Source organism: Roseivivax marinus (genome assembly GCF_900109705.1).
GTDB lineage: Bacteria > Pseudomonadota > Alphaproteobacteria > Rhodobacterales > Rhodobacteraceae > Roseivivax > Roseivivax marinus.
Genome location: NZ_FOAI01000011.1, coordinates 86,974 through 100,680 on the forward strand (window position 1 = coordinate 86,974; position 13,707 = coordinate 100,680).

The window sequence follows — 13,707 nt, forward strand, 5'->3', positions numbered from 1 at the left end:
TTCAACGAAAACAGTGTGTTAGCCACCTGACCAGGTGGCTGCCAAAAGCAGTGGCCGGGCGCCATTGCACCCCATATCCGCGCTCTGCTATAAACCTGACAACAAGATATAGCACAGGCACAGGCGGACAAAAAACGTGAGCGATACGCCCGAACCCCCTGAGTTCGATGAAGAAAACGGCGGCCCCGAGCGTCCTCTGCCGGGCGGCCCCACGGTTTCGATCCTCGACGAGATGAAATCGTCCTATCTCGATTACGCGATGAGCGTGATCGTGAGCCGGGCGATTCCCGACCTGCGCGACGGCCTCAAACCGGTGCACCGCCGCATCCTCTACGCGATGCACGAGACCGGAAACACGCACGACAAGTCCTACCGCAAGTCCGCGCGCCCCGTGGGCGACGTAATGGGTAAGTACCACCCCCACGGCGACAGCGCGATCTACGACGCGCTTGTGCGGATGGCGCAGGACTTCTCGATGTCGCTGCCGCTTCTGGACGGTCAGGGCAACTTCGGCTCCATGGACGGGGACAACCCCGCCGCCATGCGTTACACCGAGGTCCGCATGGACAAGCCGGCGGCTTACATGCTGGCGGACATCGACAAGGACACCGTCGATTTCCAGGACAACTACGACGGCAAGGACCGCGAACCGACGGTCCTGCCTGCGCGCTTCCCGAACATGCTGGTCAACGGCGCAGGCGGCATCGCCGTGGGCATGGCCACCAACATCCCGCCGCACAACCTCGGCGAAGTGATCGACGCGACGCTTGCCCTGATCGACGAGCCCGACCTGTCGTCGGAGCAGCTGATCGACTACATCCCGGCCCCGGACTTCCCCACAGGCGGCCTTATCCTCGGCCGCTCAGGCGCGCGGAAGGCCTATCTCGAAGGCCGCGGCAGCGTCATCATCCGTGCCAAGACGCGGATCGAGGAGCTGCGCAAGGACCGTTACGCCGTCGTCATCGACGAGATCCCCTACCAAGTGAACAAGGCCGCGATGATCGAGAAGATCGCCGAGGCCGCGCGCGACAAGAAGATTGAGGGCATCGCCCACGTCCAGGACGAGAGCGACCGCTCCGGCGTCCGCGTGGTGGTCGAGCTCAAGCGAGACGCGACCCCGGACGTGGTGCTGAACCAGCTGTACCGCTTCACGCCAATGCAGACGTCCTTCGGCTGCAACATGCTGGCACTCAACGGCGGCAAGCCCGAACAGCTGACTTTGCGCAAGTTCCTGACATCGTTCATCGACTTCCGCGAGGACGTGGTCGCCCGGCGTACCGCCTACCTGCTGCGGAAGGCGCGCGAGCGCAGCCACATCCTGTGCGGCCTGGCGGTCGCGGTGTCGAACGTGGACGAGGTCGTGGCCACCATCCGGGCCAGCCGAGACGCCGGCGAGGCGCGCGAGGCACTGATGACACGCCGCTGGCCCGCCGAGGAGATCGCGCCCTACATCCGGCTGATCGACGACCCGACGCACACCATGAACGACGACGGGACCTACAACCTGTCCGAGGCACAAGCCCGCGCCATTCTCGAGCTGCGCCTCCAGCGCCTGACGCAACTCGGCGTGCAGGAGGTCACCGACGAGCTCGAGGAGCTGGCCGGCAAGATCAAGGACTACCTCGAGATCCTCGGCTCGCGTGAGCGGATCATGTCGATCATCTCGGACGAACTGAAAGAGGTGCGCGAGCTGTTCGCCGTTCCCCGCCGGACCGAGATCGCCGACTGGGCCGGCGACATGGACGACGAGGACCTGATCGAGCGCGAAGACATGGTCGTGACCGTCACCCAGTCCGGCTACATCAAGCGCACGCCGCTGTCGGACTTCCGCAGCCAGCGCCGCGGCGGCAAGGGCGTTTCGGGCGGCGGGCTCAAGGACGACGACGCGGTGACGACGTTGTTCGTGGCGAACACGCACACGCAGCTCCTGTTCTTCACCACGGACGGGATGGCCTACAAGCTCAAGACCTGGCGCCTGCCCGCGGGCGGCCGCACGTCCAAGGGCAAGGCCATCGTCAACATCCTGCCGATCCCCACGGGCGTCTCGATCGCGGCGATCATGCCCGTGGATCGCGACGAGGCGGACTGGGACGACCTGCAGATCGTCTTCGCCACCTCGGCGGGCGATGTGCGGCGCAACGCGCTGTCGGATTTCACCAACGTGAAGCGGAACGGCAAGATCGCGATGGAGCTCGCCGAGGGCACCAGCCTCGTGAACGCGCGTATCGCGTCCGAGGATGACGACGTCATGTTGGTGACCGAGGGCGGCCGCGCGATCCGCTTCCCCACCACCGACGTGCGGGTGTTCAAGGGCCGCAAGTCCACCGGCGTGCGCGGCGTTCGCCTGTCGGGCAACGACCGCGTGGTCTCGATGTCGATCATCCGCCACTTCGAGGCGACGCCGGAAGAACGCGCGGCCTATCTCAAGATGCGCCGCGCCGTGGCCGGGCTTGCGGACGAGGACACCGAGACGGACGACGACGACGCGGCCCCCGGCCTGATCACGCAGGAACGCTATGCGGAGATGTCTGCGGCCGAGAACCTGATCCTGACCGTGACAGCGCAGGGCTCGGGCAAGCTGTCGTCGAGCCACGATTACCCGGTGCGCGGCCGTGGCGGCCAGGGCGTGACCGCGATGGACAAGGCCATGCGGGGCGGCCCGCTGGTGGCGTCCTTCCCGGTCGAGACCGACGACCAGATCATGCTCGCAACCTCGCGGGGGCAGTCGATCCGGGTGCCGATCGAGGGCATCAGCTTCCGTTCGCGCACTGCGGGGGGGGTGCGAATCTTCAACACTGGCGCCGGTGAGACGGTGGTCAGCGTGGCATGGATCGCGGAACAGCCCGAAGCAGAGATCGAGGCAGAAGGTGGCGCGGACGACGCGACGGAACCTTCCGGAGACTCCTGAGTTATTGCATTGGATAAATGCAATTGCGCCGTTGCGCAGTTGATGTAGTTTGGAACGGCGGGGAGAGTGCACCGACACAATCGGTACACCGCCCCGCCGGTTCCCTTAGTGCTCGTGTTCTCGTGTTTCCCCGCTCACTTCCAGGATGGCCAGGTGGCATGGACAATTGGGATGATCTGCGTTTTCTGGTCGCGCTCTCGAAGACCGGAACGATGACCTCGGCGGCAAAGCTGCTGGGGACGAACACCGCGACCGTGTCGCGGCGGATCGAAAGGCTGTCCGAACAACTCGGCACTCCGGCCTTCGTGAAGACCTCCGAGGGCTGGCGCCCGTCTGACGCGGTGAAGCGCCTGATCGACGTCAGCGAGTCCTTCGAGGGCGAATTGCAGTCGGTGCTGAATGCCCAGAGCCAGCGCAACGCCCATGAAACCGTGAAGATCAACATGGGCTCGATCCCGATCGTCACCTCTCAGGTGCTGTTCCCGGGCCTGCACAACCGCGCCGACATGCTGTCCGGCATCGCGCTGAGCTTCCATGATCGCATCTTTCGCGAGGGGCTCGGCGAGAACGACATCGTCATCATGCTGGGCCAGCCCGACAGCGGCCGGATCGTGACGCGCAAGGCGGGCAGCCTGTCCTTCCGCCTGTACCGGCACCGCAACACGACCATCGGCACCGAGTGGGCGGGCCTTGGCGAGAACCACGACGGGTATCCCACGATGCTTCTGGGCACCGAGCGGTTCGGCTGCCCGCCGCGCGTCCGCGTGGACAGCTTCCTTGCGCTGTTTGCACTGATGCAGGCCACCCACATGCCCGGCCCCCTGCCCGACATCCTCGCCGCGCAGGACCCGGACCTCGTGCCGGTCTGCCCCTCGGCGCCGCCGCATTACTCGGACTTCTGGCTCATGTTCCACGAGACCCGTCGGAGCGATCCGGCCATGCGGGCGGTAGTCGAGTGGGTCACGCTCTGCTTCGAGGATGTCGCGCAGGCAGGGACTCGAGCAACCGCCAACGGTTGAACACCTGATTCGTCAAGGATCGGATCGGGGGCAGGCAATTTTTTGCAAAAGCGGCTTTGACAGACGCGTGCTTGCTTGTCCCCTGTGGGTTGTGCCTACTGCTTGCAACAGAAGTTTTCGAGCAGAGAAGCACACTTAGATGTCCCCCCTTTCGGTTCTTTTGGTCGTATCCCGCCTTTTGCTGGCTACCGCGCTGTTCTACGCGGTCACCGAAACTCTCTCGTCCACCTCGCTGTTCGATCCCGGCTACACTTTGACCGGTCCGCGCCTGACGCTCGGCGCCGCGGCGCTGTCCGGACTAATGACGGTGGTCGCGATCTGGCTGGTCTTCGGCATCCGGACACGCGTTGTCGCGACCCTCGGAACCGCGCTGTATGTCGGGCACATCACCATGCTTCCCGGTTTCGGCGCGGTCGACGCAACCATCCTGGCGGAACTCGCGCTGGTCGGCGCGATCGCCCTTCCCTCCATCCTCTTCGGCGGCGGACGCTTCAGCATGGTCCGCGCCGGATGGAGCAACGTGATCTGACGCGTCCCTCCCGCGTCACAAACGGGCACACCGTAGACTACGCGGCCTTCGGGCCGCGTTTTTTTTTGGTCGCTTCGGAAGAATCCTGACAATTCGTTAAACCCGCCGGAATCGGCTCCGGCTGCGCATGGTTTCGCTTGGGCGTGGCCGCCGCGCCACAGTTTCAAAACTGTGGCGCGCGCGATCAGATTGACAATCCGTAGAGATCGCTGAACTTGGTTTCGAGGTAGCGCATCAATGGGCCCTCGTCCGGCTCGGTCCCGGTGGCGTGCATGATGGTCTCGCGCGGGGGACGCAGACCGCCGTGGCGCTGAAGGTTGTCGCGCAGCCAGTCGGTGGCCGCCGCGACCTCGCCCACGGCCAACCGGGCATCGAGGTCCGGCACATCGCGGCGCAGCGCCTCGTGCAGGCAGCCCGCGTAGACGTTGCCGAGGCTGTATGTCGGGAAGTAGCCGAAGAGCCCCACCGACCAGTGCACGTCCTGCAACACTCCGTTCGACGGACGGTCCACGGCAAAGCCGAAATCCGCCTCGAACCGGGCATTCCACGCCTCTTCCAGCGTATCGACCTCAAGCTCGCGCTCGATCAGCGCGCGTTCCAGGTCGTAGCGCAGAAGGACGTGGAGGTTGTATTGCAGCTCGTCCGCCTCGGTGCGGATGTAGCCGTCATGGACCCGGTTCACTGTCCGGTAGAAGGTCTCGGCGTCGTCGATGCCGAACTCGCCAAACGCCTCGCGCATCTGGCCGAAGAGCCATCCCGTCATCGCGCGGCTGCGTCCGATCTGGTTCTCGTAGATGCGGCTCTGGCTTTCATGGACGCCCATGGAGACGCCCTGCCCCAGTGGCGTGAACAGGTAATCCTGCGAGATCGCCTGCTCGTAGGAGGCGTGGCCGACCTCGTGGATGGTCGAGTAGAGGCAATTGAACGGATCGTCCGCCGCGGTGCGCGTGGTGATCCGCACGTCGTTGCCCGAGCCGCTCGAGAACGGGTGCACGGCCTTGTCGACGCGACCGCGGCTCATGTCGTAGCCGAAGGTCTTCGCGACGTGTCGCGCCAGTCGCATCTGCGCGCCCTCGTCGAAGGTGCCGCTGACCTTTGGCGGCGCCTCGGCCCCGCGCACGGCGTCGATCAGCGCTTTTAGGCGCGGGCGCAGGGCGCTGAACATCTGCGTGAGCTGCTCCGCCGTCGCACCCGGCTCGTAGTCTTGCAAGAGCGCGTCATAGACGTCGCCGCCATCCGCCAGCGCGGCGCCCTCCTCGCGCTTGAGGGCCAGCACCTCCTTGAGCGTTGGCGCGAAGGCGGCGACGTCGTCCTTCGCTCGCGCCTCGGCCCAGACGCCCTGGCTGACGCTGGTGACGCGGGCGATCTCGGCGGCAAGACGCTGCGGCACCTTGTTTGCACGGTCGAAGTCGCGTCGGATGTGTCGCAGGTTCGCACGGGCAACCGGGTCCGCCTGAACGGCAGCATCGGCCTCGGCCTCGGACAGCCACTCGCCCAGCCGGGCGTCGCCGCGGCGGGCGTGCAGGACCGTCTCCATCGCCGCCATCTCGTCGCCCCGCTGGGATGCAGAGCCGCGCGGCATGACCGTTTCCTGGTCCCAGCCGAGCCGCTGCGCCACGTGGCCGAGCGCGCCGGTCTCGCGCACGTGCTCCATCATCTGCTCGTAAGCGCTCTGCATCGGATCACCCCCGGACGGACTGGAATTTCGGATATTGCGCCCCGAAGCGCGCGCGCAGGATCAGCACCCAAAGGGCGACCGCGCCGACCTGGTGGACGATGGCGATCTGCCACGGCGCGCCGTAGAGTACGGTGACGATGCCCAGCACCATCTGCAGCACCAGCATCGCCAGGACCGCGTTGAAGCGGAACCGCGTGTCGCCGTTGGGCGACTTGCGCGAGCGCGCCCAGACCACGATGCCGAAGACGAACAGCAGGTAGCCCGCGACCCGGTGCATGAACTGCACGAGTCCCGCGTTCTCGAAGAAATTGCGCCACACGGGCTCGATCTCGAACGGGGTCGGCGGGACCAGCCCGCCGGCCATGAGCGGCCAATCGGTATAGTTGCGGCCCGCATCGATCCCCGCGACCAGCGCGCCCAGCAGGATCTGCAGAAAGGCGAAGTGCAGAAGCCCCGTGCTCATCGAGAAGAGCTTGCCCTCTCGGGCGCGGCGCGCCTGCATCAACTCGCGGCTCTCTCGGCCAAGACGGAAAACATACCACGCGATCAGGCCGAGGATCACGAAGGCGAGGCCCAGATGGGTGGCCAGCCGGTAACTCGCCACGTCGATCCGCTCGCCCGAGAGGCCCGAAGACACCATCCACCATCCGATCGCGCCCTGCGCGCCACCGAGAGCGCCCAGAAGCAGCAGCCGCCCGGTCCAGCCCGGCGGGATGTTGCGGGTGACGGCGAAGCCCACGAAACCCAGCGCCCAGACAAGGCCGATCACGCGGCCGAGCTGACGGTGCCCCCATTCCCACCAGTAGATGAACTCGAACTCCGCCAGCGTCATGTCGGGGTTCACCAGCCGGTATTCGGGGATCTGCTGGTACTTCTCGAACTCGGCCTGCCAGGCCTCCTGGCTCATGGGCGGCAAGGCGCCCGTGACCGGCTGCCATTCGGTGATCGACAGGCCGCTGTCGGTCAGCCGCGTGAGGCCGCCGACCGCGATCATCACCATGACCAGCGCGAAGAGCACCATCAGCCACCAGCGCACCGCGCCGCGGGCCCCGCGCCGCTTTGCGTCGATCATCCCCCCCTTGGGGGCGGTGGCGCGCGGCGCCTCGTCGGTGCCGACCTCTTCGAACAGCTTGCGCTTCTGGGCCATCTGTCGCTCCTTCGCTGGCGCGCGGACACTAGGCCCGGGCGCACCGGCCTTCAAGTCAGCGACCCCGGTCTGCCCACCGCACCATTTGACGCAGGACCCCGTGCAACGTCTGCGCGTCGGCCCGCGTCAGGGGCATCCGGCTCCAGAGATTACGCAGGTTGCGCTTCATGCTGGGGGCCTTGTCCTCGGGGAAGAAGAAGCCCGCGCTCTCGAGCCGCTCCTCGTAATGCGCGGCCAAGGCCTCGACCTCGTCCTGATTGGCCCAGACCGTGCCGGCCATCTCCACGGTTTCGGCCTCCACCGAGGCGGAGGCGCGCCGCCACTCGTAGGACATGAGCAGCACGCACTGCGCGAGGTTGAGCGACGCGTAATCGGGGTTCACCGGCACCGACACGACCGCGTTGGCCCGCGCGATATCGTCGTTCTCGAGCCCTGCGCGCTCGGGGCCGAAGAGGACCGCCACCCGCTCGCCGCGCGAGATCCGGGTGTAAGCCTCCTGCATCGCCCTTTCGGGGCTGAGAACCGGCGTCGTCAGACCGCGCGGCCGGGCGGTGGTGGCAAGAACATATGTCGCGGGCGCGATCGCCTCGGCGGTGGTCTCCGAGACGACCGCATGATCCAGCACCCGACCGGCGCCGCTGGCCATCGCGCGGGCGGAGGGATTGGGCCAGCCGTCGCGCGGGGCCACCAGCCGCATCCCGTCGAGGCCGAAGTTCCACATCGCCCGCGCCGCCGCGCCGATGTTCTCGCCCATCTGGGGGCGCACCAGCACGATGTCGGGTTGCGTCGGCCCGTCGCTCATGTCCGTCTCCTGTCATGCCTTCGCGTCCGCATACGCGCGGGCCGGGGCCGGCTGCAAGCCCGGGCGGAGCGGGACGACGGGAACAAAACAAGCGGCTGCATCGTCGGTCCGGAAGACGACACTTCGAAAGGCCCCTGCGTGATGACCGACTACACCCTCTACTACTGGCCGCTCCCCTTCCGGGGACAGTTCGTGCGCACGGTGCTCGCGCATGTCGGCGCCGACTGGAGCGAGGCCGGGATCGGCGAAGTCTCCGACCTACGCACCGCCGAACCCGTGGCACAGCTCGTGCCGCACATGGGCCCGCCGGTGCTGACCGACCACTCTGCCAAGCTGTCGCTGGCGCAGACGCAGGCGATCCTGGCGTGGCTCGGGGACAAGCACGGCCTGATCCCCGGCGACCCCGCCAAACGCGCGCTGACCCACAAGGTGATCGCCGACGCCAATGACGTGCTCTACGAGATGACGCGTTACAACGGCGCGCAGATGTGGACGCCCGACGACTGGGACGAGTATCGGCCCCGCCTCGGCCGCTGGATGGAAATCTTCGAGGCGCTCGGACGGGCGCACGGCCTGACGGCCGACGGCGGCCACATGCTAGGGACCGAGCAGCCCGGCCTTGCCGACCTCACGGCCTACACCCTCTGGGGCACGATGACGACGCAGTTGCCGCCCCTGCGCCGGATGCTCGACGCGCACGCGCCCGGAATCGCCGGCCTTGTCGATCGGATCGGCGCACGCCCCGAACAACGCGATCTCTGGCAGCGCACCCGGGACCACTACGGCGACGCCTGGTGCGGCGGACAGATCGAGGACTCGCTTCGCCGCGCGCTCGATGGCTGACCTGCCGGCCGCGCCCGCGTCGCGCGGGCGCTTTCCATCCGCCGCCCGAGCCGCTATAGCGCCGCGACGATCCGCAGGAGGGACCGATGGCCGACCAAGAAGAGCCGCAACTCTACCTCGTCACCCCGCCGAGCCTCGATCTTGGCAGTTTCCCCGACCTGCTGGGCCGCGTGCTCGACGCACACGAGGCCGCCTGCCTGCGCCTCGCGCTCGCCACGCGCGACGAGGATACCATCATGCGCGCCGCCGATGCCCTGCGCGAAGTGGCGCACGCCCGCGACGTGGCCTTCGTCATCGACACGCACGTGGTGCTGGCCGAACGGCTTGGCCTCGACGGGGTGCATCTGACCGACGGCGCGCGCTCGGTCCGCTCGGCCCGCAAGACGCTGGGCGCGGACGCCATCGTCGGTGCCTTCTGTGGCGGCTCGCGCCACGACGGCATGAACGCGGGCGAGGCCGGCGCGGACTACGTGAGCTTCGGGCCCGTCACCGCGGGCACGCTGGGCGACGGCAGCGTTGCCGACGACGAGGTGTTCGCGTGGTGGTCGCAGATGATCGAGTTGCCCGTGGTGGCCGAGGGCGGCCTGACCGAAGAGCGCGTCCGAGCCTTGGCGCCCCTGACCGACTTCTTCGCCGTGGGCGAGGAGATCTGGTCACAGCCCGACCCGGTGCTTGTCCTCTCGACCCTGCGCGACGCCATGCGCTGAGGCGCGGGTCCGACCCCGGCGGCGCGATCCGGCTCCGACTGCACCGCGCATCGCGAAGCGCTCGATATACGACAACGCGGGATGCCGTCCGCGCGGCGGCAAAGGCGACCCGTTCGATCCTGTCCGCGGAACGCATGAAACCGCACGGCCTCCCGACGAGACCGGGACCCGGTCAGATCGCCTCCGCGTAGCCCTCGCGCACCTTGGTCTCCAGCGCGTGCGCGAGTGACTTTCGGTTGGGGTGCGCGTCCACCGGCACGGCCGGGTGATAGACCACCGACACTCGCCCCTGCCGCCGCGCCGCCAGCGCGCGCAGCAGGCTCGGACCGAAGTCCATGTCGCCCCACCAGCCGTAGAACGCCGCAGGCGCGCCTTTCGGAGCCTCGTAGCGCAGGCTCACCGGCTGGACCGAGGCCGCGTGCCGGAGCCGGTCGTCGAAGAACGCCTGGAACAGCGTCGGCTTGAACGGCAGCACCCGCTGCCCGTCGGTCGAGGTGCCCTCGGGAAACACCAGAAGCCGTTCGCCCCGCGCAAGGCGATCGGCGAAAAGGTCCGCCTGGGCCCGTGCCTCGCGCCGGTCGCGGCGGATGAACAACGTGCCGGTGGCGCGGGCGAGCCAACCGATGCCGGGCCATCCCTCGACCTCGGCCTTCGACACGAATGTCACCGGGCGCGCGGCGTTCAGCACGAAGATGTCGAGCCACGAGACATGGTTGGCCACCGTCGCGCCGCCGCCACCCGCCGGCGTGCCGTGACGCTGCACCGGGATCCCGAGAATGCGCAGGACGGCACGACAGACACACACCGTGATCCATGGCGTCACCGGGCGGTCGTGGCCCGAGAGCAGACGCTCGGGGCCCCGCACCAGCAGAAGCACCGCCAGCCCGCCGAAGACCACCAGCGCCATAGGGATCCCGCGTGCCACCGCCCGCATCCAGCCCGCCGCCCCCGGCGGCGCGACCTCGGGCGGAACCGCGCCGTGCCAGGTGCTCACCGGCGCTCCCGGGCGTAGATGTCGCGACTGCGCGCGTTCAGCCGCTCGGTGTCCATGACAAGGCACACGTCGGTGGTGTTGAACGCCCGGTCCACGAAGGCGCCGTCGCCCACCACGCCGCCGAGGCGCAGGTACGCCTTGATGAGCGCGGGCGTCTCGAGCACCGCCCGACGGCGGTCGCACTCGGCCTCGGACAGAAGGTTCATCGGCTGGTAGTGGCGCGAGCGCACCCTCAGGTCCCCGGGCGCGAGATGGCGGTGGTGGAGGTTCGACAGCGGATGCGCCAGCGCCTCGGGATCGGTGCCGTGAAAGCTCGCCACGCCGAAGAGGATGCCGATGCCGTGCTCGGCCACGTAGTCGGCCAGCGCCTGCCACATCACCATCATGCCGGCCCCGCCGCGGTAGTCGGCGTGCAGGCATGAGCGCCCGAGTTCGAGCAGCCGCCGCCCGGACGCGCGCAGCGGCGCGAGATCGTATTCGTCGTCGGTATAGAACTGGCCGAACTCGCGCGCCTGGTCGTCGCGCATGAGCCGGTAGACCCCGACCACCGCGTCGTCCCGGGCGCGGTCAATCAGCAGCAGGTGATCGACCGCCGGGTCGAAGCGGTCGGTTTCGCGGCGGGCGTCGTGGTCCACCCCGTCGCCGCCGCCGCTGAGTTCCTCGACGAAGACGTCGTAGCGCAGGCGTTGCGCCGCGCGCAGGTCGTCCGCATCGCGTGCGAGCCGCGTGGTGAAGTCCGGGGCGGAGAGGTCCGGGGATGGCGAGGTCATGGGCGGGTGGTCGTGGCCTTCGGGGTCATCCGGCGCGCAGTGTCGCGCGCCCCTTGCGTCTTAGGAAAGCCGTCCCTGCTTTGCAAACCGCGTCGCACCGTCCGCCGCCCTATCGGCGGAGTGGCGTTAATGCTTGCGTAACCACGGGAGCCTACCGTCTATTCGTAGACAGGGAGTAACACGATGCGCGACCCGTCGATGACGACCTTGCCCTCGTCACGGAAATTGACCGTGATGCGGCCGCCGATGTTCGACTGCACCTGCCCCACGCCCCACTCGGGCTTGTCAGGGTGCTGGACCAGCATGCCCGGCTCCAGCATCGCGTTCATGTCGTCCACGGTCGTCCCCCTGCCCCCGGCCGGAGGGGCCGGATGAGTCTTCCTAGCGACGATCTAGCCCATTTGATAGGGGCGCGCATCTGCCACGATCTCGTGAGCCCGATCGGCGCGATCTCGAACGGGCTCGAGCTTTTGGCGATGATGTCCGAGACAGGCCCGAGCGAGGAAATGGCGCTGGTCGAGGACTCGGCCCGCGCCGCCGCGGCGCGCATACAGCTCTTCCGCCTCGCCTTCGGCACCTGCGACCCGGCCGCACGGATGCGATTGGCAGACCTGGCGGCGATCTTCGATGGCGCCTTCGCCGGGGGCCGGCTGTCGGTGCATTGCACCGGCCCGGACGAACTTCCGAGGACCGAGGCGCAGGCCGGCGCGCTGGCGGTCCTGTGCGTCGAGGCCGTTCTGCCCCGCGGCGGCGATATCCGCGCGACATACGAGGACACCGCCGGCTGGCAGGTGGACACCGAGGCTACCCCGCGCCGGGAGACGGACCTCTGGACGCTTCTGACCGCGCCGGGCACGGGCTCGGACCAGATGCACCCCGCCGAGGTGCAGTTCGGCCTTCTCGCAGCGTTCGTCGCCCGATCCGATCGCACCGCGCGTGTGGAGGACGGGCCGGAGCGGCTCCTCCTCACCTTCTAGGCAACGCGCGCCCCGCAGGAGGCGGCACGCGACAAATCAGGCGCGCGTGGCGCCGTCGCCCTCGACGAGGTACTTGAAGCTCGTCAGCTGCTCGGCCCCGACCGGCCCGCGGGCGTGCATCTTGCCCGTGGCGATGCCGATCTCGGCCCCCATGCCGAACTCGCCGCCATCGGCGAACTGGGTCGAGGCGTTGCGCATCAGGATCGCGCTGTCGAGCCGCTCGAAGAACCGGTCGGCGGCGGCATCGTCCTCGGTCACGATGCAGTCGGTGTGGTTCGACCCGTAGGTACGGATATGCGCGATGGCCGCGTCGATGTCGTCCACGACCCGCGCCGCGATCACCATGTCGAGGTATTCGCGGCCCCAGTCCTCGGCACCGGCGGGCGTCACGCCCTCGATCGCCTGAAGAGTCTCGTCGCCCCGCACCTCGACCCCCGCATCAAGCAGCGCGCGCACCACGCCCTGCCCCACGGTGTCGAGAATGTCGCGGTGAATCAGCAGGCACTCGGCCGCACCGCAGATGCCGGTGCGCCGGGTCTTGGCGTTGAGCACGATGTCGAGCGCCTTCACCGGGTCGGCCTCCGCGTCGAGATAGACGTGCACGATGCCCTCGAGATGGGCAAAGACCGGCACCCGCGCCTCACGCTGGACGAGACCCACGAGCCCCTTGCCGCCGCGCGGCACGATCACGTCGATGGTGTCGGTCATCGTCAGCATCTCGCCCACAGCCGCACGGTCGCGGGTGGGCACGCGCTGGATCGCGTCCTCGGGCAGGCCGGCGGAGCGCAGGCCCTCGACGAGGCAGGCATGAATCGCGTCCGACGAGTTGAAGCTCTCGGAGCCGCCGCGTAGGATCACCGCGTTCCCGGCCTTGAGGCAGAGCGCCCCCGCATCCGCCGTCACGTTGGGGCGGCTTTCGTAGATCACGCCGACGACGCCCAGCGGCGTGCGGACACGGCGGATGCGCAGACCGGTCGGCTGCTCCCACTCAGCCGTGACGGCACCGACGGGATCGTCCTGTGCGGCCACTGCGCGGAGGCTGGCACAGATGCCCTCGATCCGCGCCTCGTCCAGCTTCAGCCGATCGATCATCGCGGGCGTGAGGTCCTTCTCGTGGGCAAGTTTCACGTCCTCGGCGTTGGCCGCGATCACCGTGGCGCGATCGCGCCAGAGCGCGTCGGCCGCGGCCTCCAGCGCCTGCCGCTTGACCTCGGACGGGGCAAAGGCCAGCTCCGCGGCGGCCGCCTTCGCGCGGCGACCGATATCCTGCATCAGGGCGGGAATGTCGCTCATGTCCTTCATGTCTCGGCTCCTTGGCGGACCGCTCCGATGC

The 13,707-nt window shown here is 68.2% G+C and carries 13 protein-coding genes; 6 read left to right on the plus strand and 7 right to left on the minus strand.

The annotated features are described in order from the left end of the window. Positions 1 to 136 precede the first annotated feature (136 nt). The 3 genes from gyrA to BMX29_RS14080 all read left to right on the plus strand — a co-directional run bounded on the left by gyrA (position 137) and on the right by BMX29_RS14080 (position 4,456). Entirely contained in the window at positions 137 to 2,908 is a 2,772-nt protein-coding gene (gene gyrA, locus BMX29_RS14070) for a DNA gyrase subunit A (RefSeq protein ID WP_092813889.1), read from the plus strand. Between the two features lie 158 nt (positions 2,909 to 3,066). Then, entirely contained in the window at positions 3,067 to 3,927 is an 861-nt protein-coding gene (locus BMX29_RS14075; protein WP_092813892.1) for a LysR family transcriptional regulator, read from the plus strand. Between the two features lie 139 nt (positions 3,928 to 4,066). Beyond that, positions 4,067 to 4,456 carry a hypothetical protein gene (locus BMX29_RS14080; protein WP_092813895.1) on the plus strand — a complete coding sequence of 130 codons (390 nt, stop codon included), beginning with the start codon at positions 4,067 to 4,069 and terminating at the stop codon, positions 4,454 to 4,456. A 184-nt stretch (positions 4,457 to 4,640) separates the two neighbouring features. On the opposite strand, the gene BMX29_RS14085 is transcribed toward BMX29_RS14080, so the two are convergent. The 3 genes from BMX29_RS14085 to BMX29_RS14095 are packed head-to-tail and all read right to left on the minus strand — an operon-like array spanning position 4,641 to position 8,083. Next, positions 4,641 to 6,134: a carboxypeptidase M32 gene (locus BMX29_RS14085; RefSeq protein WP_092813898.1), complete on the minus strand. Its 1,494-nt coding sequence runs from the start codon at positions 6,132 to 6,134 to the stop codon at positions 4,641 to 4,643. Between the two features lie 4 nt (positions 6,135 to 6,138). Next, positions 6,139 to 7,281 carry a heme A synthase gene (ctaA, locus tag BMX29_RS14090; RefSeq protein ID WP_092813901.1) on the minus strand — a complete coding sequence of 381 codons (1,143 nt, stop codon included), beginning with the start codon at positions 7,279 to 7,281 and terminating at the stop codon, positions 6,139 to 6,141. A 55-nt stretch (positions 7,282 to 7,336) separates the two neighbouring features. Continuing rightward, positions 7,337 to 8,083: an RNA methyltransferase gene (locus BMX29_RS14095; RefSeq protein ID WP_092813904.1), complete on the minus strand. Its 747-nt coding sequence runs from the start codon at positions 8,081 to 8,083 to the stop codon at positions 7,337 to 7,339. Between the two features lie 141 nt (positions 8,084 to 8,224). Here BMX29_RS14095 and BMX29_RS14100 point away from each other — a divergent pair, with 141 nt between their 5' ends. Next, positions 8,225 to 8,926 (plus strand): glutathione S-transferase, encoded by a 702-nt coding sequence (locus tag BMX29_RS14100; protein WP_092813907.1) that lies wholly within the window; start codon positions 8,225 to 8,227, stop codon positions 8,924 to 8,926. A gap of 86 nt (positions 8,927 to 9,012) precedes the next feature. Further along, positions 9,013 to 9,633, plus strand: a complete 621-nt coding sequence (locus BMX29_RS14105; protein WP_092813910.1) for a thiamine phosphate synthase — start codon at positions 9,013 to 9,015, stop codon at positions 9,631 to 9,633. 172 nt (positions 9,634 to 9,805) lie between these two features. On the opposite strand, the gene olsA is transcribed toward BMX29_RS14105, so the two are convergent. The 3 genes from olsA to BMX29_RS14120 form a co-directional block, all read right to left on the minus strand. Then, the gene (gene olsA / locus BMX29_RS14110; RefSeq protein ID WP_425314279.1) at positions 9,806 to 10,627 is read right to left on the minus strand and encodes a lyso-ornithine lipid O-acyltransferase; all 822 of its coding nucleotides are present in this window, start codon (positions 10,625 to 10,627) and stop codon (positions 9,806 to 9,808) included. Continuing rightward, the gene (olsB, locus tag BMX29_RS14115) at positions 10,624 to 11,397 is read right to left on the minus strand and encodes an L-ornithine N(alpha)-acyltransferase (RefSeq protein ID WP_092813913.1); all 774 of its coding nucleotides are present in this window, start codon (positions 11,395 to 11,397) and stop codon (positions 10,624 to 10,626) included. The genes olsA and olsB overlap by 4 nt, the downstream gene beginning before the upstream one ends. Positions 11,398 to 11,555: 158 nt before the next feature. Further along, the gene (locus BMX29_RS14120) at positions 11,556 to 11,735 is read right to left on the minus strand and encodes a DUF3553 domain-containing protein (protein WP_043843491.1); all 180 of its coding nucleotides are present in this window, start codon (positions 11,733 to 11,735) and stop codon (positions 11,556 to 11,558) included. 33 nt (positions 11,736 to 11,768) lie between these two features. On the opposite strand from BMX29_RS14120, the gene BMX29_RS14125 reads away from it, so the two are divergent. Continuing rightward, positions 11,769 to 12,374, plus strand: coding sequence for a histidine phosphotransferase family protein (locus tag BMX29_RS14125; protein WP_092813916.1), 606 nt, complete (start codon positions 11,769 to 11,771; stop codon positions 12,372 to 12,374). A gap of 36 nt (positions 12,375 to 12,410) precedes the next feature. Here BMX29_RS14125 and BMX29_RS14130 read toward each other — a convergent pair whose 3' ends face one another. Next, on the minus strand, positions 12,411 to 13,676 hold the full coding sequence (locus tag BMX29_RS14130; RefSeq protein ID WP_092813919.1) for a glutamate-5-semialdehyde dehydrogenase: 1,266 nt from the start codon (positions 13,674 to 13,676) through the stop codon (positions 12,411 to 12,413). Positions 13,677 to 13,707 lie beyond the last annotated feature (31 nt).